This is a genomic window from Nonomuraea sp. NPDC059023 (assembly GCF_042740095.1).
Lineage (GTDB): Bacteria > Actinomycetota > Actinomycetes > Streptosporangiales > Streptosporangiaceae > Nonomuraea.
Genome location: NZ_JBHYIO010000063.1, coordinates 1 through 18460, shown reverse-complemented (window position 1 = coordinate 18460; position 18460 = coordinate 1). Strand labels below are relative to the sequence as shown.

Sequence of the window (18460 nt, the reverse complement as noted above, 5' to 3'; positions counted from 1 at the left end):
GTCATGCCCGTCTTCCTGCTCAAACGGCTCGCCGGCGCGGCGGTGGTGCTGTTCGTGGTCTCGATCATCACCTTCGGCCTGTCCCTGCTGGTGCCCGGCGATCCGGCCATCCACATCGCCGGTGAGCACGCCACGCGCGAGGAGATCGCCGCCGTCCGCGCCGGGCTGGGGCTCGACCAGCCGGTGGCGGTGCGGTACGTGAGCTGGGCCGCGGCGGCGCTCTCCGGCGACCTCGGCACCTCGCTGTACAACTCGCAGCCGGTCACCGAGATCCTCGCCGAGCGGCTGCCGGTGACGCTGTCGCTGGCACTCGCCGCGATGGCCGTCGCCGTGCTCATCTCCATCCCGCTGGGCACGCTGGCGGCGCTGCGGCCCGGCGGCCGGCTCGACCGGGTCATCTCCTCCGGCACCGCGCTGGCCGTGGCGACGCCGTCGTTCTGGCTGGGGCTGCTGCTGATCCTCGCCCTCGCGATCACCTATCCGCTCTTCCCCGCCACGGGCTACCGGCCGATCGGCGACGGGTTCGGCGCCTTCGCCGCGCATCTGGCGCTGCCCGCGCTGACGCTGGGGCTGGCCGCCGCGGTCGAGCCGACCCGCCAGCTCCGGGCGGCGCTGGCCGACGTGCTGGAGACCGACTACGTGCGGACCGCGCGGGCCAAGGGGCTGCTCGCGGTCACCGTGCTGCGCAAACACGCGCTGCGCAACGCGGCCGTGCCGTACGTGACGGTGATCGGGCTGGAGACGGGCCAGTTGCTCGGCGGCGCGGTCGTGGTGGAGACGGTGTTCGGGCTGCCGGGCCTCGGCACGCTCGCCGAGTCCACCGTGACCCGCCAGGACCTGCCCGTGCTGCAGGGCATCGTGATCGCGAGCACGCTGGTCGTGGTCGCCGCCAACCTCGCGGTCGACCTCGCCTACCGCTGGCTCACCCCCGGGGAGGCGGCATGACCGTGTGGCGGCGCCTGTCCGGGCGCGCGGACGTCATGCTCGCCGTCGCCGCGCTGGCGGTGTTCGTGCTGGTCGCCGTAGCGGCACCGGTCATCGCCCCCTACGATCCGCTCGACCAGGACCTTCTGCGCCGGCTGGAGGGGCCGGGCGCCGCGCACTGGCTCGGCACCGACGAGTCCGGCCGCGACGTGCTCAGCAGGCTCATGTACGGCACCCGCGTCTCGCTGGGCGCCTCCCTGCTGGCCGTCACCGTGGCCGCGCTGGGCGGGGTGCCCCTGGGGCTGCTCGCCGGCTACCTGGGAGGCGGCTTCGACCTGGTCGTCTCCCGCGTGGCCGACGCGGTGCTGTCGATCCCCGGCCTGGTGCTGGCCATCGCCATCGCCACCGCGCTCGGGCCCAGCCTCACCAACGCGATGCTGGCCGTCGGCGTGGTCTACGCGCCGGGCTTCTACCGGGTGGTCAGGGGCTCGGCGCTGGCCGTACGCGGCCAGACCTACGTCCAGGCGGCCGTCGTCGGCGGATGCTCGACGCCGCGGATCATCCTGCGGCACGTCCTGCCCAACGTGAGCACGCCGCTCATCGTCAAGGTTTTCCTCACCTTCGGCTACGCCATCCTCGCCGAGGCCAGCCTGAGCTTCCTCGGGCTCGGCGTGCAGCCGCCGCTGGCCAGCTGGGGCTCGATGCTCAAGCGGGCGGTACGCCACCTGGAACAGGCGCCGCTGCTGGTCATCCTGCCCGGCGTGATCATCCTCGTGGCGGTGCTGGCGTTCAACACAGTCGGCGACGGCCTGCGCGACGCGCTGGCCCGCCGGGATCGGGAGCACGTATGAGCACGCTGCTGGAGGTCGAGGGCCTGTCCATCGCCGCGCGCTCGGGCGGCGGGAGCGTCCCGCTGGTGCGCGAGGTGTCCTTCAAGCTGGAGGCGGGCGAGGCGGCCGGGCTCGTCGGCGAGTCGGGGTCCGGCAAGTCGATGACCGCGCTCGCGCTGCTCGGCCTGCTGCCGCGCGGCGTCACCGTCACGGCCGGCTCGGTCCGCCTGGACGGGACCGACCTGCTGGCCGCCGATCCCGGGACGCTGGCCGGCATCCGCGGCCGCCGGATCGCGATGGTCTTCCAGGACCCGATGGCCAGCCTCAACCCCGCGATCGCGGTGGGCGAGCAGGTCGCCGAGGTGCTCAGACGCCACCTCGGCCTGGCGCGGGGGCCGGCGGCGCGGCGGGCGGTCGAGCTGCTGGGCGCGGTGGGCATCAAGGAGCCCGGCCGGCGCGCCGCCGAGTACCCGCACACCTTCAGCGGCGGCATGCGGCAGCGCGTGATGATCGCCATGGCGGTGGCCTGCGAGCCGGCCGTCCTGATCGCCGACGAGCCGACCACCGCGCTGGACGTGACCGTGCAGGCGCGCATCCTCGACCTGCTGGTCCGCATGCAGGAAGAGCTGGGCATGGCGCTGCTGCTGGTCACCCACGACCTCGGCGTGGTGGCGGGCACCTGTCACCGGCTGGCGGTGATGTACGCGGGCAGCCTGGTCGAGGAGGGCGAGGTGGGCGAGGTGTTCGACGCGCCGCGCCACCCGTACACCGCGGCGTTGCTGGCGGCCGCGCCGGAGAACGCCATGCACGGCCGCCCGCCCGAGGCCATCCCCGGGGTGGTGCCGGCGCCGGGCGCGCTGCCGTCCGGCTGCCCGTTCAGCCCGCGGTGCGCGCACACCAGGCCGGGGGTCTGCGACGGCACGCCCGTCGAGGTCCAGGTCACCGGGTCGCGGCGGGTGCGCTGCGCCCGCAGCCGGGAGCTCACGCTGACGGGGGTGCGCCGATGAGTGTTCTTGAAGCTCGCGGGCTGGTCAAGGCGTTCCGGGGCAAGCCCGCCGTACGGGAGGTGTCGTTCGCGGTGGCGGCCGGCGAGACGCTCGCGATCGTCGGCGAGAGCGGGTCGGGCAAGTCCACCACGGCCCGCATGCTGGCCGGTCTGCTGCGGCCGGACCGCGGCCAGGTCCTGCTCGACGGCGCCGACCTGGCCCGGCTGCGCGGGCGCGCGCTGCGGGCCAGGCGCCGCGACCTGCAGATGGTCTTCCAGGACCCGCTCGGCTCGCTGAACCCGATGATGCGGGTCGGCGCGAGCATCGCCGAGCCGCTGCTCCTGCACACCGGCCTCGACGCCGCGGCCCGCCGCGAGCGGGTGGCCGGCCTGCTCACCCAGGTGGGGCTGCGCCCCGAGCACGCCGAACGGCTGCCGCGCGAGTTCTCCGGCGGCCAGCGGCAACGGCTGGCCATCGCCCGCGCGATCGCCTGCGGCCCGCGCGCGCTGATCTGCGACGAGCCGGTCTCCGCCCTCGACGTCTCCACCCAGGCGCAGATCCTCGACCTGCTGGCCGAGCTGCGCGCGAGCACCGGCTTCGGCTGCGTGTTCATCTCCCACGACCTCGCCGTGGTCCGGCTCATCGCCGACCGGATCGGCGTGATGTGCGGCGGGGAGCTGGTCGAGCTCGGCCCGGCCGAGCAGATCTACTCCGATCCCCGCCACGACTACACCCGCGAGCTGGTCTCGGCCGTGCCCTCGTTGCACGCCAGGCGCAGCCCCGTCAGGAAGGAGGTGGGCGGGTGAGCACTCCCGTCCGGCTGATCGAGGTCGAGATTCCCGGTGCCGGCCGGGCCGCCGGGCAGGCGTACGGCGAGGCCGTACGCGATCTGGTGCGGCGCCACCACGAGATGATCGTCCGCGACCTGGACCCGGCCGCCGCCCGCGGGCACGCGCTGGCCGTGCGTGAGGTCACCGCCGCCGTCGCGCCGGAGCTGGCCGCCGAGGTGGACGGCGTGGGCGAGGGCGCGGGCCTGAGCGCGGCCGACGGCTGGATCCTGCAGCTGCGCGCCGAGCTGACCGGCTGGAACACCGCGGCGCCCGAATGCAGCTCGCTGGCGCTGGTCGGCCCGTCGCGTCCCGGCGGGCCGATCGCCGCGCAGAACGCCGACCTGCCGCCGGAGACCGCTCCCCTGTTCGTCGCGCTGCGCCGCCGGCCCGCGGACGGACCGGCGCTGCTCACCGTCACCCCGGCCGGGCAGCTCGGCCACCACGGCATGAACGAGGCCGGCGTCGCCGTCTTCGGCAACTTCCTGCGCACCGCCCAGTGGGGCATCGGTGTGCCGCGCTACCTGCTCACCCGGCTGGCGCTCGGCCAGACCGACCGGCACCGCGCCGCGCGGGCGGTCACCGCCGTGCCGCGTACCGGGCCGCGCAACCTGCTCATCGCCGACGACGACGGCGCGCTGGACATCGAGACCACGCCGTCGGGCGTGGGCCGGCTCGAACCGGCCGGCGGCACGCTCCTGCACACCAACCACTTCCTCACCGAGCGCGCCGACGAGGAGAACGCGCCGGCCTCGTGGCTGCGCAACTCCACGGCCCGGCTGGAACGGCTGCGCGCCCTGCTGGCCGAGGCCGGCCCGCACGCCGGCCCCCGGGAGCTGGCCGCGGTCCTCGCCGACCGCACCGGGGCGCCGGACGCCCTGTGCCACCACGCCGCCGACGCGCCCGGCATCGACATCGCGACCGTGATCTCCACGATCGCCGAGATCCGCGCCCGGCGCCTGCACGTCTGCGCCGGGCCGCCCGACCAGGGCGCCTATGCCGTCTACGACCTGAAGGAGACCCGGTGAGCGAACTGGCCTATCTGCCGGCCACCGAAGCGCTGGCGAGGTTCGCCGCCCGCGAGCTGTCGCCCGTCGAACTGCTGGAGGCCGTCGTCGCGCGGGCCGAGCTCGCCGAGCCGCGGGTGAACGCCTTCGCCGAGCGGTGGTTCGAGCAGGCCATGGAGCAGGCCGGGCAGGCCGCGGACCGCTACCTGCGCGGAACCGCCAGGCCGCTGGAAGGGCTGCCCGTGGCGCTGAAGGAGGAGCAGCCCATCGCCGGGCACCCCCTGCGCGACGGCTCCCTGCTGCTGCGCGACAACGTCGCCGAGGTCACGCACCCGATCGTCGATCGCATCGTCGCCGCGGGCGGCATCGTGCACGCGCGCACCACCACGCCGGAGTTCTGCGCGGCCGGGTTCACCCACAGCGACCTGTGGGGCGTCACCCGCAACCCGTGGAGCCTTGAGCACTCCAGCGGCGGCTCCTCCGGCGGCTCGGGCGCCGCGCTCGCGGCGGGGACGGCGGTGCTCGCGACCGGTTCCGACATCGGCGGCTCGATCCGCATCCCCGCCTCCTTCAACGGGGTCGTCGGGTACAAGCCGCCTTATGGGCGGGTGCCCGCGCTGCCGCCGTACAACCTCGACCATTACTGTCACGACGGGCCCATGGCCAGGACCGTCGCCGACTGCGCGCTGCTGCAGAACGTGATCGCCGGGCAGGACCCGCGCGACCACGTCTCGCTGCCCGCGCCGCCGCCGATCCCGCCCTACTCGGGCTCGCTGGCGGGACGGCGTGTGGCCGTCTGCGTCCGGCTGGGCGACTACGCCGTCGAACCCGAGGTGGTCGCGGCCACCTGGGACGCCGTGCGCGCCCTCACCGACGCGGGCGCCGTCGTCGAGGAAGTCGAGCTGCCCTGGACGCGGGCCGAGATCATGCGCGCGGCCTGGGCCCACTACGGGGCGATCTTCGGTCCCATCGTGGCCGAGGAGGTGGCCGCCCACGGTGACGGCCTCACCCGCTACGCCCGCGACTTCATGGAGCGCAGCCTGAAGGCGGTCGCCGAGACCGGCTTCTACGGCGCGCTGAAGATCGAGGCGCGCGTGCACGAGGACCTGGCCGCGATCTTCGGGCGCTTCGACGCGCTCCTGTGCCCCGCCTCCGGCACGCCCGCGCTCCTGGCCGGGGAGGACTATCTCGGCACGCCGCTCGTGGTCGACGGGGTCGTCCTGGACCACAACCTGGAGGCGCCGCTCACGGTGCCGTTCAACCTCGCCAGCCGGTGCCCGGTGCTCAGCGTGCCCTCCGGCCGTTCGGAGCTGGGGGTTCCCACGGGGGTGCAGGTGGTCGGCCGGCCGTACGACGACGCCACGGTGTTCGAGGTCGGGGCGGCCGTGACCGCCGCCCTTCCCTGGTACGCGGACGCGGCGTGGAGGCCGCACCTGTGACCGCGTCCCGCCGCCACGGCATCGAGCTGAGCTACTACGACCTCGGGCACACCCCCTTCTTCGCCTGCGCGGCCGACCAGCGCTTCTCCTACTGCCTGTACGTGCCCGAGGACTACGACGAGGCCGGCGAGCGGCGCTACGACCTCGTGGTCGTCGTCCACGGCACCGACCGCACCGCGGCCGAGTACCGCGACCGGTTCGCCGCGTTCTGCCGGGCGCACGACTGCGTCGTGCTGGCGCCGCTCTTCCCCGCCGGCATCGGGCGGCGCGACGAGCTGCACGACTACAAGTTCCTGGACTACGGCGGCATCCGGTTCGACCGGGTGCTGCTGTCGATGGTGGAGGAGGTGACCGCCAAGTACCGCGTGGACGGGTCCCGGATGCTGATGCACGGCTTCTCCGGCGGCGGCCAGTTCGCGCACCGGTTCTTCTATCTGCACCCCCGGCGGCTGCGCGCGGTGTCGATCGGCGCGCCCGGCCTGGTCACGCTGCTCGACCCGCGCTGGCCGTGGTGGGCGGGCACGAAGGACTTCGCCCAGCGCTTCGGCGCCGGGCCCGACCTGGAGGCGATGCGCGAGGTGGCCGTGCAGATGGTCATCGGCGCCGAGGACACCGACACCTGGGAGATCACCGTGACCGAGCGGGACGAGCTGTGGGTGCGAGGAGCCGACGCGGCCGGGCCCACCCGGGTCGACCGGCTGAACAGCCTGCACCGCGGCTTCGCCGAGGCGGGCATCGACGCCCGGCTCGACGTCGTGCCGGGGGCCGCGCACAACGGGTACGAGGTGCTGCCCGCCGTACAGGACTTCTTCGGCAAGACGATGGGAGGCGGGCCGTGCCGTTCCTGGTGAAGCTGGGGGTTCTCGAGCTGACCGTGGGGGTCCTGACGGGCTGGTTCATGGTCTACATCACCCGCACGCCGCGTGCCGAACGGCTGCGCCGCGGCCTGCGCGACCCCCGTAGGATCCGGCAGGGCCACATCGAACTGCTCATGATGGGCACGATCCTCATCGCGCTCGGCGCCGCCGTCCCCGACCCGCCCGCGGTGGCCCTGGCGCTCATCGCGTTCTTCTCCTGGCTCGCCCCGCTGTCCTTCTTCCCCGCCGCCGTCCGCCCCGACCTGGCCGACAGCCGGGGCATGCGCTGGGTGGACACGATCACCTTCCTCGGCCTGTCCACCGGGTACGTGGTGCTCGCCGTGGCCGTCCTGCTGCGCTGACGCCTCATCCGTGAACCATTCGGGCGTCCCCCGGCAAGTACGGGTGTTCCCGAATTCGCATGGAAAGGCTCTCTATGAAGGGATCGACAGCGACCGCGGACAGCGCGGACGCGGCCCTGATAAGCCGGTCGTTGCAGGAGCCGGACGCCTTCGCCGAGATCTTCGACCGGTACGCGCCCGCGCTTCACCGCTTCGCCGCGCGCAGGCTCGGTGACGAGGCGGCCGACGACGTCGTCTCGGAGACCTTCCTGAACGCCTTCCAGTACCGGCGCCGCTACAACGCCGAGTACGGCACCGCCCGCCCCTGGCTGTACGGCATCGCGACGAACGTCATCCGGCGGCGGCGCCGTACGGAGGTCTCGCATTACCAGGCGAGCCTGCGCGACGGCGCCAGGCCGCTGCCCGCGGGGCTGGTGGAGGACGGGGTCACCACGCTCGCGGTGAACCGGCCGCTGGTCTCGGCGATCGCCGGGCTGAAGGCGGGTGATCGCGACGTCCTGCTGCTGGTGGCGTGGGCGGAGTTCACCTACGAGGAGACGGCCGCCGCGCTGTCCATCCCCGTAGGAACGGTGCGTTCGCGGCTCAATCGGGCGAGAACCCAGGTGCGAGAGGCTTTGGAGGCCAGCCATGGATGAGATGACCCAGGTCAGGCAGCTCTGGGCGGACAAGCCGGAGCCGGACCGGCAGGACCTGGCGCCGCTGCGCGCGTCCCTGCTTCAGGACGCACGGCGACCCCGTGGCGCGCTCTCGCGGGGGCGGGCGATGCCACGGCTGGCGCTGGCCGGCGGGCTGGCGGTGGCGCTGTCGGCGGGCGTGGTCGTGTTCCTTCAGGGCGCGGCGCCGGCCAGCGCCCAGGAGGTGCTGCAACGGGCCGCCGAGGCCGCCGGCGAGCAGCCCGACCTGAAGCCCGGACCCGAGCAGTACGTCTACACCCGATTCCAGAACCAGCAGACCCAGATCCAGAACGGCAGGGGCGAGGTGGTGCACGGAGTCGAGGAGCGCTGGGAACCCGCCGTCGGCCCCAAGCGGTGGCTGATGCGCGAGCGCGAGACCCGCCGCGCGGAGGTACCCGGGCTGCCGCATGCCCGGTTCCCCTACGACAACCGGCCGAACGACAATCTCCACGAGACCGACTGCGAGCAGGCGCCCGGCGACACGCTGACCTATGCCGGGATGGCCTCGGTCACCCCCGCCCAGTTGCGCGCGAGGGTCGCCGCCGGCGGCCCCGACGTCTGGAACACGATCAGCGGGCTGATCCGCACCGCGGCGGTCCGGCCGAGCGTCACCCCGGAGCTCTACAAGATCGCCGCCGAGGTGCCCGGCATCAAGCTGATCCCCGAGACGGTGGACGCCGCCGGACGCCCCGGCATCGGGGTAGCGCGCGAAGACGGCGGCTACCGCCAAGAGATGATCTTCGACCGGGAGACCTACCGCTACCTCGGCGACCGGATCGAGGTGCTGGACGCGAAGCAGCGGACCGCGGCGAACCCCAAGATGTGGCTGATCGCCGTCAACTCCAGCGCGCTGGTCGCGGTGGACGTGGCCGACGGGCTCCCGCGGCTCGCCCCGGACGCCACCACCTCGAAAATCCCCTGCTGATCGCCGGTACGGCGGAGCCGCTTCCCAGGCCATGGGCGGCTCCGCCGTAGCGGATGGGCGTCATGGGGCGTCGGCGAGGACGCGGTCCAGGGTGCGGCGGCCCATCTCGCTCATCGCCGGGTTGCTGTCCAGGTAGTACCAGACCAGGCCGATCGCCTGGGCGAAGGCCCACGCCTTGCCCCGCGCCCACTCCAGGTCGCCGCCGCCGAGCCGCTCGCGCAGCACCGCCCGCGGCCCGGATTCCAGCAGGTGCCAGGCGGCCACGAGGTCGAGCGCGGGGTCGGCCGGTCCGAAGCCGCCCACGTCGAGCACCCCGGCCAGCCGGCCCGCAGAGACGAGGATGTTGCCGGGGATCAGGTCGCCGTGGTTCATGACGTCGGCGGCCTCGCGCGGCAGGGTCCGCAGGGCGGTCCACGTGGCGCGCAGCCGGGGCACGTCCAGCAGGTGCTCGCTCTCGCGCAGGCACCTCTCCACCCACTCGTCGTGCGCCGTCAGGTCGCCGCCCCTGCCGCCCCCGGTGAACCGGCGGCCGCGCGTTGCGACCGCGCGCAGCCCGGCGATGAGCTCGGCCAGGTCGCGCGCGAACGCCGCCGACTCCCCCGGGTCCTCGTCGGTGGCCACGACGCCCGGCAGCCAGGTCTGCACCGACCACGGCAGCGGGTAGCCCTCCCCCGGCTCGCCGAGCGCGATCGGCTCCGGGGTGCGGAACCGGGTGGCGTCCAGCAGTTCGCGGGCCGCGGCCGCCTCGGCCTCCAGCCATCGCCGCGCCGCGCCGGGCTCGCGCGCCTCGATGGGGAACCTGGCCACGAGATCCTCGCCGATGCGGAAGATGGCGTTGACCGTGCCCTGGCCGGCGACCCGCCTGACCGGCAGGTCCTTCCACTCGGGGAACTGCCCGGCGACCAGCGCGCGGACCGTTTCGAGGGGTACGGCCAGTTCGTCGGCGTGCATCTTCATCGGAAGAGCCTACGCTGTGGCGTGATCAGGCTCTGACAAGGAAGGCCAGGTGCAACGCATGATCGCGCGAACGTGGCGTGGATGGGCCGGAAAGGCGACGGCCGACGACTACCAGCGGCACTACGCGTCGGAGGTGGCCGTGAACCTGCGGAAGATCGACGGCTTCCTCGGCGCCCGCCTGCTGCGGCAGGACGACGGGGACGAGGTGCTGTTCACCTCGATCGCGTACTTCACCGGCATGGACGAGATCCGCGCCTTCGCCGGCGAGGACCCCGGGCAGGCCGTACTCGCGGACGTGGCCCGCCGCGCCCTGACCCGGTGGGACGAGCGCGTCACCCACCACGAGGTCGCCGTGGACCTGCCGGTCCACGACTCCTGACCGTTCTCACGGCCAGGCCGCCGGGGGCGGGCCGCCCAGCGGCGCGCCCGTCCCCGCAGGCCGTCCCCGCAGACCGTCCCCGCAGGCCGTCCGGTCCGCGGCGCCGGGGCGGGCGCCATCTCAGGTGGCGGGCGCTACCTCAGATGGCGGACGCGGACGGTGGTGCGGACGTCGTGTTCGCCGGCGTACTCGGCGACCTTGGTGTAGCCGTGCCCCTCGTAGAGGCGGCCGAGTACCGGGCTGCCGGCCCAGTGGTCCAGGGCCAGGGCGGGGGCGCCGTGTGTTCTGGCCAGGCGTTCGGCCTCGGCCATCAGGACCGGGCCGACGCCCCGTCCGGCGGGCCCGCGGTCGGTCAGCACGGTGTGGATGAACATCGAGCCACCGGGGACGGCGGCGGGCGGGATGCGCGGCGGGATCGCCGGGGCCGCGGCCAGCATGCCGACCTGACGGCCGTCGCGTTCGGCCAGGGTGACGACGCCGAGGCCGGTCCATTCGGCCACCCGGCCGGCGAAGCCGGGGATGCGGGAGAAGGGCACCGTTCCCCACTGTTCGGGCAGGTCCTGGGTGATGAGCCAGGCGTGGACGGAGTCCATTAGGGCCAGCAGGGCCGGTACGTCGCCGGGCGCCGCGGGTCGCAGGTGGACGGGAAGGGTCGCCATCATGGCCTCCTGGTGGGTTAGACTCCGGTCACACCCGATTGATTCAATAATCTAAGGATTAGATTGTCAAAGCAATCCAGGATCGAGGCCGTGGCCGGGGCCGTACAGGATCTGCAGGACGCCACGGACCTCATCGACGAGCTGGCGGCCCGGCGGCTCGGCGTCAACCGGACCGACGTGCGCTGCCTGAGCCGCCTGACCGCGCGCGGCCCGCTCACGGCGAGCGAGCTGGCGGCCGGAGCGGGCCTGACCGGCGGCGCGGCCACGACCGCCATCGACCGGCTGGAGCGGGCGGGGCTGGCCGAGCGGGTACGCGACACCGCCGACCGGCGCCGGGTCCTGGTGCACCTGAGCGAGCGGGGCCGGGCGGCCGTCGAGGAGGTCTGGGGGCCGATCGCCGCCGAGGCCCGGGCCGGGCTGCGCCGTTACACCGTCGCCGAACTCGAGGTGGTCGAGCGGTTCCTCCGGCTCGCGCTGCTCAACCAGACCCGGCACGCCGAACGCCTGCGCAAGGACGACGCGGAGGAATGACCGGTTTCCCGCCCGGCGCGGAAACAGCCCAGCGGATCACCCGCTAAGGCCACACCGGCTGACGAATCGCTTGCCGCAGGACAGAAGAACACTGACAGTGCCTTTGCGCATCAATCCCGGCCTGCCCCTCTTGTATCGATGATCCTTTCATTGATACGGAGGGGGAGGAATTGAAGAAGAGTGTGCGCCTTTTCCTGGCGAGCCTGCTGATGACCGTTATGGGCGCGGTCCTGCCGGCCGAGGCAACAATGTCCAGGCTGATCGAGCATGTGCATTTCATGCATTTCCTCGCACATGAGGATGACGACCTCCTCTTTCTCAATCCCGACATCCACCAGACCATTCGCGCCGGATATCCGATCGCGTCGGTATTCCTCACCGCGGGCGAGGCGCAGGAGGGCTACGCCTACGCCGAGGGCAGGCGGGAGGGCTCGCGGGCGGCGTACGCGCGCATGGCGGGCGTGGACGCGCCGGTCTGGGACACCGAAGCCCTGCGGGTGGGCACGCAGGTCGTCGAGCACAACCATCTGCGCGGCACCGGGGTGCACCTGCTGTTCCTGCGCCTGTCCGACGGCGGGAACAAGCGCCGCCAGGACGCGCGCGGGCGCGGCGCGCTGGTCCGGCTCTGGGACGATCAGGGGAAGGCGGGCTGCCTGCCGACGTTCACCGAGCGCGGCTCGCCGTACGAACAGTGCTACACCTACGGCGGGCTCGTCGGCACGCTGCGCAGGCTCATGGAGATGTTCACCCCGCACGCGATCCGTACGCAGGACCCCCAGCCGGACCTCTACCGCACGCACGACCACCCCGACCACGTCCAGACGGCCCGCTTCACCGCCGAGGCCGCCCGCCAGCACCGAGACGCGAACCCGCGGCTGGTCGAGATCAACTTCCGCGACTACTTCATCCAGGACGTGCCGGCCAACCTGGGCCCGGCCGAGCGGGACACGAAGAAGGAGATCTTCGACGCGTACGCCCCGCACGACCCGCTGGCCAGGGACTCCGACCTCAACTATCCGGCCTACGTCTGGCGGATGAACCGGATGGTCTACCGCTGGACCGGCGAGCTGCTGCGCGTGGCCGCCAACGCCGACAAGCGGCTGAGCGTCCTGTCCGTGCAGGGGCGCCGCGTGGTCTCCTGGGACCAGGGCGCCGACGGCCGCTGGCGGGGGCCCAGCTCGCTCGGGTACGCCGGTTCGTGGCTCGCCCCCGGCGTCGCCGTCGAGCGTGACCGCGACGGCAGGCTGCGCGCGTTCGCCATCCGGCTGCGCGAGAACGGGCTGACCGACGCGATCATCACGACCGCGCAGCGCAGGCCCGGCGGCCCGTGGACCGGCCAATGGACCGACCTCGGCCGGCCGCCGTACGGGGGCAACCGCACCGGCACGCCCGCGCTCGCGCTGGACCAGCTGGGCCGGATCAACGTCTTCGTCCAGACCGGCACCCACCAGATCAGCTACCGGACCCACTACGGCAACGGCAGGTGGTCGCCGTGGTGGACGCTGTCGGAGCGGGGCCTGCGCAGCGGCATCACCGCCATGCGCGACCGGTTCGGGCGGATCGAGCTGTTCGCCACGTTGTGCGCCCGCGCGGATCCGGCCAGGACCCGGTGCGACTCCGCGCGCATCCTGCGCTGGCGGCAGACCAAGCCCAACGGCGGCTTCCGCGCGGCCCCCATCGGCTCCACCACGCCCGGCAGCCCGCCGACGCTCGTGCTCAACGCGGACGCGCGCCTGGAGCTCCTCTACCGCCAGGGCGACCTCGACACCGGTACGGTCACCGTCGGCGACGTCGTCAGAACCCGGCAGGAACCGCCCTCCTACGGATGGTCCGCGGCCTCCACCCTCCCGGCTCCCGGCGGCGTGGGAAACGTCCAGGCCGCCCGCGGGCCGAACGCCTCCATCCCCGCCTCCCGGGTGGTGCTGGCCGTCCGCAACCCGGCCATGGGCGTCTCGGTGGCCGTGCAGCAGGAGGCGAACGGCGCCTACGGCCCCTGGCAGGACCTCGGCGGGAAGATCATCGGCGTGCCCGCCGTGTCCGCCGACCGCTCCGGCCGCGTCATGGTCTTCAGCCTCGGCGTCAAGGGCCAGCTGTTCGCCTGCTGGCAGGAGGAGGTGGGCGGTGCGCGGTTCACGCCGTGGCGGATCCTGGGGTGGTGAGCACGCGCCGTTCGGTGAGGTCGAGGTACTCGTGGAGGACCTGGCGGGTGCCGACCAGCGCGTCGATGCTCTCGTCGAGCCTGGTCAGGCGCTCGCGCAGGCCGTCCACCAGCTCGGGGCAGGGCTCGAGGTCGGGGCGCGCGCCGCTGGCGCAGGGCAGCACGTAGCCGATCTCCCGCGTCGACAGCCCGGCCGCGAGCAGCCTCCTGATCTGGGTCACGGTCAGCACGGCGGCGTCGGGGTACTCGCGGTAGCCGTTGGCGCCGCGGCCCGGCTCCAGCAGGCCCTGCGACTCGTAGTAGCGCAGCTGGTGCGTGTTGACCCCGGTCCGCCGGCTCAGCTCACCGATGTGCACGGTCACGGCTCCTTGACATTCATATCGGTGTGAACGTTGACGATTCTGCCATGAACACCAACCGGCAGGACGCCGTGACGGTCCTCGGCCTCGGGCTGATGGGCGAAGCTCTGGCCCGCGCCTTCCTGCGCGCCGGCCACCCCACGACCGTGTGGAACCGTTCACCCGGCAAGGCGGACCGCCTCGTCGCCGAGGGCGCCCGGCTCGCCGGCTCGGCGGCCGAGGCCGTCGCCGCGAGCCCGCTCGTGGTCGTCTGCCTCACCGGGTACGACGCCGTCCACGACCTGCTCGGCCCGCTGGAGGAAGTCCTTGACGGCCGGGTCCTGGTGAACCTGACCTCCGGCACCTCCCGGGCCGCGCGGGAGGCCGCCTCCTGGGCCGCGGGCCGGGGCGCCGGCTACCTCGACGGCGCGATCCTGGCCGTGCCCCAGACCATCGGCACCGCCGACGGCCTCATCCTCTACAGCGGGCCCCGGCCGCTCTTCGACCGGTACGAGCCCGCGCTGCGCGTCCTCGGCGCGCAGGCCACCTACCTCGGCACGGACCCCGGGCTGTCCTCGCTCTACGACGTGGCCTCGCTGAGCCTGTCGTGGAGCGTCCTGAACGGCTTCCTGCAGGGCGTCGCGCTGCTGGGCACCGCGGGGGTGGACGCCACGACGTTCGCCGCGTTCGCGAAGGAGGGCCTCGGCGCGGTGGCCGGCTGGCTGGAGGGGTACGCGCGGCAGATCGACGACGGCGCGTACCCGGCGCTCGACGCCACCATCGACACCCAGCGGGCGGCGATGGCGCACATCGTCCAGGAGAGCGACGCGCTGGGCGTCAGCGCCGAGCTGCCGAGGTTCGTCAAGGCCCTGGCCGACCGGGCCGCGGCCGCCGGTCACGGAGGCAGCGGCTACGCGGCGATGATCGAGCAGTTCCGCACGCCGCCTCAGGAGCCGGCGTAGCGCACGCGCTCCAGGTCGCCGGCTGACGGGCTCCTCCCTGGGAGGGGATGATGCTCCGGTGTGCCGGGAAGCGGGTACTCCTGAGCGAGGGAGAAAACCGGCCGGGCCGGGGTGTCGATTTCGCCGCGGCCCGTTTGTCTATGACACGACCCTTCCCGAGAACCCAGGAGGACACGATGAAGTACATGCTGCTGATCAGCCACGGCGATCCGGCCGCGTGGGAGAACCTGTCGGAGGAGGAGCAGAAGGCTCTGCCCGCGGCGTACCAGGCGATCGAGAACACCCCGGGGGTGACGCCGGGACAGTGGATGCAGCCGCCGGACACCGCCACCACGGTGCGGGTGCAGGACGGCAGGACGCTGACGACCGACGGCCCGTTCGTGGAGATGAAGGAGGCGATCGGCGGCTACCTGTTCTACGAGGCCGACGACCTCGACGCGGCGATCGAGCTGGCCGGGCGGATCCCGGCGGCCCGCATGGGCGGCGCGGTCGAGATACGCCCGCTGAACCCGTGACCGATGTGCTGGAGCGGGTCTTCCGCGAGCAGTGGGGACGTGTTCTGGCCGCGCTGATCGGCTTCCTCGGCGACTTCGACCTCGCCGAGGAGGCCGCGCAGGAGGCCTTCGCGATCGCCGCCGACCGGTGGCCGCGCGACGGGACGCCGGCCCATCCGGGCGCCTGGCTGATCACGACCGCGCGCAACCGGGCGCTCAACCGCGTCCGCCGCGAGCGCACGCTGGCCGAGAAGACCCGCCTGCTCGCGGTCCGGCGGTCCCGGGAGGACGAGATGGACGACGCCGTGTTCCGCGACGAGCGGCTCGAGCTCATCTTCACCTGCTGCCATCCCGCGCTGTCCATGGAGGCGCAGGTCGCCCTGACGCTGCGGGCGCTCGGCGGGCTCAGCACCGGCGACATCGCGCACGCGTTCCTGGTGCCGGAGCCGACGATGGCGCAGCGCCTGGTGCGGGCCAAGCGGAAGATCAGGGTGTCCGGGATCCCGTTCCGCGTGCCGGCCGACCATCTGCTGCCCGACCGGCTGGCGGCGGTGCTCGCGGTGGCGTATCTGATCTTCAACGAGGGGTACACGGGGCGGGTGGACCTGGCGGGTGAGGCGATCCGGCTCGGCCGGGCCCTGACCGAGCTCATGCCCGACGAGGCCGAGGCGCACGGGCTGCTGGCCCTCATGCTGCTGCACGACTCGCGCCGCCGGGCCCGCTTCCGCGACGGCGAGCTGGTGCTGCTGGCCGAGCAGGACCGGTCGCTGTGGGACGCCGCCATGATCGCCGACGGGCGGCGGACGCTGGCGCGGGCGCTGGCTCTGCACGGGCGCGGGCCATACGTCGTCCAGGCGGCGATCGCCGCCCTGCACACCGAGGAGCCGGCCGACTGGCCGCAGATCGCCATGCTGTACGGCGAGCTCGCCCGGCTGACCGCTTCCCCGGTGGTCGAGCTGAACCGCGCCATCGCGATCGCCCAGACGCAGGGGCCGGAGGCCGGGCTCGAGATCATCGACCGGCTGCCGCTCCAGGACTTCCACTACCTGCACGCCGCCCGTGGCGAGCTGCTGGATCGCGCCGGCCGTACCGTGGAGGCCCGCGCGGCCTACGAGCGCGCGCTCGCCCTCGTCCACGACGACGCGGAACGGCGGCTGCTCCGGCGGCGGCTGGATCGGCTCGCCCGGCCTTGATTTATTGGATGGAGGGCGCTTTCTCCCCGCTTGTACAGTGGCCCCCAGCCGACCGGGGGAGGGATCATGCGCGTGCACTATCCGCGTACCCCTCACCTGCCCTGGTCGCCGGGCGTGACCCCGGACGACGTGCGCGCGGGCGAGCTGTCCGGGCTGCGCGGGCGCGAGGTCGTGGTGACGGAGAAGCTCGACGGGGAGAACACGACCCTGTACCCGGACGGCCTGCACGCCCGGTCGCTGGACTCCGCCCACCATCCTTCGCGGGCCTGGGTCAAGGGGCTGCAGGGGCGGATCGGGGCGCGGATTCCGGCGGGGCTGCGGGTGTGCGGGGAGAACGTGTACGCCCGGCACTCCATCGCCTACGAGGAGCTGGAGAGCTGGTTCTACGGGTTCTCCGTGTGGGACGGCGAGCGGTGCCTGGGCTGGGATCGCACGGTCGGCTTTCTGCGTGAGCTGGGGATTCCCGTCCCGCCCGTGCTGTGGCGCGGGGTCTTCGACGAGCGGGCGCTGCGGGGGCTGCGGCTGGATCCGGAGCGGCAGGAGGGCTACGTGGTGCGGGCCGCCGAGGGGTTCGTGCTGGCGGACTTCGCGGGGCGGGTGGCGAAGTGGGTGCGCCGCGACCACGTGCGGACGGACACGCACTGGATGCACGCGCCGGTGGTGCCGAACGGGCTCGGCCCCCGTGCGGCGCTGTGGTCGGTGCGCTCGGGCGCGGAGGCGGACGTCACGGCGCTGCTGGCAGCGGTGGGTTTCGGGGCTGGGGCGGTCGGAGGCTCGGCCCCGGCGGCGGTGGATCCCGGACCTCGGGTAACGGCAGGCTCGGCACCGACGGCGGTGGATCTCGGGCCTGGGGCGGTGGAAGGCGCGGCTGCGGAGGCGGTGGCCGAGGTGGCGGCTCGGCTGGACGCGATCGGCCGAGGCGGGGACGCGCGGCTGGCGGGGGTGCTGGCCGTGGCGCTGCGGCCGGTGCCCCGGGCCGTGCTGGCGGCGCGGCTGGCCCGGCCCCTGGGGATGCCGCTGGCCCGGCGGATCGCGGACCTGGCCGGGCTGCAGGACGCGTTGCGCCGGCCGTACCCCGATGAGGAGCGGCGGGCGGGGCTGGGCCGGATGGCGCTGGCCGCCGACCTGGGCGTGCTGCACGCCGTCGCCGCGGTGGTGCCGGCCGGGTCGGCGGAGGAGGCCGGGGAGCAGGTCGCCTGGTCGGCCCTGCACGCCGAGGACGCCGGGCTGCTGGGACCGGACCCGCTGGAGCCGTTGCGGGCCGGGCTGCGTGAGCGTCTGGCCGGGCTCGACGACGAGGCGGCCGGCCGGTGCTGGGCCGAGGCCCGCGCCGCCTGGGCGGCGGGAAGGATCGTCACGCCCGAGGAGGCCGTGGCCGCGACGTGGCGGTGGCGGGCGGGGACCTTCCCCCGGCTGGTGCATCTCGTCGGGCCGTCGGGCAGCGGGAAGAGCACGTTCGCCGCCGGGCTGGCGGACGCCGTCCGGGTGTCGCTGGACGAGCTTCGCGCCGCGCGGGGGTCGCGGGCCGACCAGCGGGACAACGGGGCCGTGCTCGGGGAGGGGCTGGATCGGCTCGACGCCGCCCTGGCCGCGGGCGGGACGGTGGTGTGGGACGCCACCTCGCTCAACCACCACCAGCGCAGCCTGGTCCACGCCGTGGCGCGCCGCCGCGACGCGCTGACGACGCACGTGGTCGTCCTGCTGGAGGAGGACGAGCTGCACCGGCGCAACGCCGCCCGCGCCGCCGCGGTGCCCGCGCACGTGCTGGACGCGCAGATGCGGCGCTACGTCCCGCCGTATCCGGGTCAGGCCCATCGCACCTGGTACGTCGGTGAGCGCGGGACCGTGGACGACAAGGACGGGCACCTGTGATGCGTACCAGCGAGGAGATCTACCACCGGGTCCGCTGGGATCCGCGCTTCGACCCGTCCCGTTTCGTCCTGGGCGTCGGCCAGCGC

The 18460-nt window shown here is 73.8% G+C and carries 21 protein-coding genes; 18 read left to right on the top strand and 3 right to left on the bottom strand.

From position 1 onward, the window contains the following. The first annotated feature begins 3 nt into the window (after positions 1-3). From ACFWYW_RS54545 to ACFWYW_RS54500, 10 genes are all read left to right on the top strand, one after another. Entirely contained in the window at positions 4-945 is a 942-nt protein-coding gene (locus tag ACFWYW_RS54545; RefSeq protein ID WP_379624878.1) for an ABC transporter permease, read from the top strand. After that, positions 942-1775, top strand: coding sequence for an ABC transporter permease (locus tag ACFWYW_RS54540; RefSeq protein ID WP_379624876.1), 834 nt, complete (start codon positions 942-944; stop codon positions 1773-1775). Before ACFWYW_RS54545 ends, ACFWYW_RS54540 begins: the two co-directional genes overlap by 4 nt. After that, positions 1772-2761 (top strand): ABC transporter ATP-binding protein, encoded by a 990-nt coding sequence (locus ACFWYW_RS54535; protein WP_379624874.1) that lies wholly within the window; start codon positions 1772-1774, stop codon positions 2759-2761. The genes ACFWYW_RS54540 and ACFWYW_RS54535 overlap by 4 nt, the downstream gene beginning before the upstream one ends. Beyond that, positions 2758-3546 carry an ABC transporter ATP-binding protein gene (locus ACFWYW_RS54530; protein ID WP_379624872.1) on the top strand — a complete coding sequence of 263 codons (789 nt, stop codon included), beginning with the start codon at positions 2758-2760 and terminating at the stop codon, positions 3544-3546. The genes ACFWYW_RS54535 and ACFWYW_RS54530 overlap by 4 nt, the downstream gene beginning before the upstream one ends. Next, positions 3543-4595 (top strand): C45 family autoproteolytic acyltransferase/hydolase, encoded by a 1053-nt coding sequence (locus tag ACFWYW_RS54525; RefSeq protein WP_379624870.1) that lies wholly within the window; start codon positions 3543-3545, stop codon positions 4593-4595. The genes ACFWYW_RS54530 and ACFWYW_RS54525 overlap by 4 nt, the downstream gene beginning before the upstream one ends. After that, positions 4592-6013, top strand: a complete 1422-nt coding sequence (locus tag ACFWYW_RS54520) for an amidase (RefSeq protein ID WP_379624868.1) — start codon at positions 4592-4594, stop codon at positions 6011-6013. Before ACFWYW_RS54525 ends, ACFWYW_RS54520 begins: the two co-directional genes overlap by 4 nt. Beyond that, the gene (locus ACFWYW_RS54515; RefSeq protein ID WP_379624866.1) at positions 6010-6864 is read left to right on the top strand and encodes a hypothetical protein; all 855 of its coding nucleotides are present in this window, start codon (positions 6010-6012) and stop codon (positions 6862-6864) included. Before ACFWYW_RS54520 ends, ACFWYW_RS54515 begins: the two co-directional genes overlap by 4 nt. Continuing rightward, entirely contained in the window at positions 6849-7232 is a 384-nt protein-coding gene (locus tag ACFWYW_RS54510; RefSeq protein WP_379624864.1) for a hypothetical protein, read from the top strand. The genes ACFWYW_RS54515 and ACFWYW_RS54510 overlap by 16 nt, the downstream gene beginning before the upstream one ends. A gap of 74 nt (positions 7233-7306) precedes the next feature. Then, positions 7307-7867, top strand: coding sequence for an RNA polymerase sigma factor (locus tag ACFWYW_RS54505; RefSeq protein ID WP_379624862.1), 561 nt, complete (start codon positions 7307-7309; stop codon positions 7865-7867). After that, positions 7860-8831, top strand: coding sequence for a CU044_5270 family protein (locus tag ACFWYW_RS54500; RefSeq protein ID WP_379624859.1), 972 nt, complete (start codon positions 7860-7862; stop codon positions 8829-8831). The genes ACFWYW_RS54505 and ACFWYW_RS54500 overlap by 8 nt, the downstream gene beginning before the upstream one ends. A 60-nt stretch (positions 8832-8891) precedes the next feature. On the opposite strand, the gene ACFWYW_RS54495 is transcribed toward ACFWYW_RS54500, so the two are convergent. Beyond that, entirely contained in the window at positions 8892-9788 is an 897-nt protein-coding gene (locus tag ACFWYW_RS54495; RefSeq protein ID WP_379624857.1) for a phosphotransferase, read from the bottom strand. Positions 9789-9846: 58 nt separating this feature from the next. On the opposite strand from ACFWYW_RS54495, the gene ACFWYW_RS54490 reads away from it, so the two are divergent. Next, positions 9847-10167 (top strand): antibiotic biosynthesis monooxygenase family protein, encoded by a 321-nt coding sequence (locus ACFWYW_RS54490; protein ID WP_379624854.1) that lies wholly within the window; start codon positions 9847-9849, stop codon positions 10165-10167. 134 nt (positions 10168-10301) lie between these two features. Here ACFWYW_RS54490 and ACFWYW_RS54485 read toward each other — a convergent pair whose 3' ends face one another. Beyond that, positions 10302-10829: a GNAT family N-acetyltransferase gene (locus ACFWYW_RS54485; RefSeq protein ID WP_379624852.1), complete on the bottom strand. Its 528-nt coding sequence runs from the start codon at positions 10827-10829 to the stop codon at positions 10302-10304. A gap of 60 nt (positions 10830-10889) precedes the next feature. On the opposite strand from ACFWYW_RS54485, the gene ACFWYW_RS54480 reads away from it, so the two are divergent. Next, the gene (locus ACFWYW_RS54480; protein WP_379624850.1) at positions 10890-11357 is read left to right on the top strand and encodes a MarR family winged helix-turn-helix transcriptional regulator; all 468 of its coding nucleotides are present in this window, start codon (positions 10890-10892) and stop codon (positions 11355-11357) included. 182 nt (positions 11358-11539) lie between these two features. Continuing rightward, positions 11540-13516: a PIG-L family deacetylase gene (locus ACFWYW_RS54475; protein ID WP_379624848.1), complete on the top strand. Its 1977-nt coding sequence runs from the start codon at positions 11540-11542 to the stop codon at positions 13514-13516. Here the strand turns inward: ACFWYW_RS54475 and ACFWYW_RS54470 are convergent. After that, complete coding sequence (locus ACFWYW_RS54470; protein WP_379624846.1) at positions 13488-13877, bottom strand: MerR family transcriptional regulator; 390 nt, start codon at positions 13875-13877, stop codon at positions 13488-13490. The genes ACFWYW_RS54475 and ACFWYW_RS54470 overlap by 29 nt on opposite strands. A 44-nt stretch (positions 13878-13921) precedes the next feature. Between ACFWYW_RS54470 and ACFWYW_RS54465 the strand changes: the two genes are divergently transcribed. The 5 genes from ACFWYW_RS54465 to ACFWYW_RS54445 all read left to right on the top strand — a co-directional run. Continuing rightward, positions 13922-14815 (top strand): NAD(P)-dependent oxidoreductase, encoded by an 894-nt coding sequence (locus tag ACFWYW_RS54465; RefSeq protein WP_379624844.1) that lies wholly within the window; start codon positions 13922-13924, stop codon positions 14813-14815. Positions 14816-14991: 176 nt separating this feature from the next. After that, positions 14992-15330: a YciI family protein gene (locus tag ACFWYW_RS54460; protein ID WP_379624842.1), complete on the top strand. Its 339-nt coding sequence runs from the start codon at positions 14992-14994 to the stop codon at positions 15328-15330. Continuing rightward, complete coding sequence (locus ACFWYW_RS54455) at positions 15327-16502, top strand: RNA polymerase sigma factor (protein WP_379624840.1); 1176 nt, start codon at positions 15327-15329, stop codon at positions 16500-16502. Before ACFWYW_RS54460 ends, ACFWYW_RS54455 begins: the two co-directional genes overlap by 4 nt. 66 nt (positions 16503-16568) lie before the next feature. After that, complete coding sequence (locus ACFWYW_RS54450; RefSeq protein WP_379624838.1) at positions 16569-18374, top strand: RNA ligase family protein; 1806 nt, start codon at positions 16569-16571, stop codon at positions 18372-18374. Then, positions 18374-18460, top strand: an 87-nt coding sequence (locus ACFWYW_RS54445) for an RNA repair domain-containing protein (protein ID WP_379641383.1), incomplete at its 3' end; no start/stop codon positions are given. The genes ACFWYW_RS54450 and ACFWYW_RS54445, both read left to right, overlap by 1 nt.

What these genes read in the sequence shown, in the direction of transcription:
- ACFWYW_RS54485 (WP_379624852.1), bottom strand. Translation starts at nt 10,829, where the DNA reads ATGATGGCGACCCTTCCCGTCCACCTGCGACCCGCGGCGCCCGGCGAC.
- ACFWYW_RS54530 (WP_379624872.1), top strand. Translation starts at nt 2,758, where the DNA reads ATGAGTGTTCTTGAAGCTCGCGGGCTGGTCAAGGCGTTCCGGGGCAAG.
- ACFWYW_RS54495 (WP_379624857.1), bottom strand. Translation starts at nt 9,788, where the DNA reads ATGAAGATGCACGCCGACGAACTGGCCGTACCCCTCGAAACGGTCCGC.
- ACFWYW_RS54450 (WP_379624838.1), top strand. Translation starts at nt 16,569, where the DNA reads ATGCGCGTGCACTATCCGCGTACCCCTCACCTGCCCTGGTCGCCGGGC.
- ACFWYW_RS54545 (WP_379624878.1), top strand. Translation starts at nt 4, where the DNA reads ATGCCCGTCTTCCTGCTCAAACGGCTCGCCGGCGCGGCGGTGGTGCTG.
- ACFWYW_RS54505 (WP_379624862.1), top strand. Translation starts at nt 7,307, where the DNA reads ATGAAGGGATCGACAGCGACCGCGGACAGCGCGGACGCGGCCCTGATA.
- ACFWYW_RS54490 (WP_379624854.1), top strand. Translation starts at nt 9,847, where the DNA reads ATGATCGCGCGAACGTGGCGTGGATGGGCCGGAAAGGCGACGGCCGAC.
- ACFWYW_RS54540 (WP_379624876.1), top strand. Translation starts at nt 942, where the DNA reads ATGACCGTGTGGCGGCGCCTGTCCGGGCGCGCGGACGTCATGCTCGCC.
- ACFWYW_RS54460 (WP_379624842.1), top strand. Translation starts at nt 14,992, where the DNA reads ATGAAGTACATGCTGCTGATCAGCCACGGCGATCCGGCCGCGTGGGAG.
- ACFWYW_RS54535 (WP_379624874.1), top strand. Translation starts at nt 1,772, where the DNA reads ATGAGCACGCTGCTGGAGGTCGAGGGCCTGTCCATCGCCGCGCGCTCG.
- ACFWYW_RS54465 (WP_379624844.1), top strand. Translation starts at nt 13,922, where the DNA reads ATGAACACCAACCGGCAGGACGCCGTGACGGTCCTCGGCCTCGGGCTG.
- ACFWYW_RS54500 (WP_379624859.1), top strand. Translation starts at nt 7,860, where the DNA reads ATGGATGAGATGACCCAGGTCAGGCAGCTCTGGGCGGACAAGCCGGAG.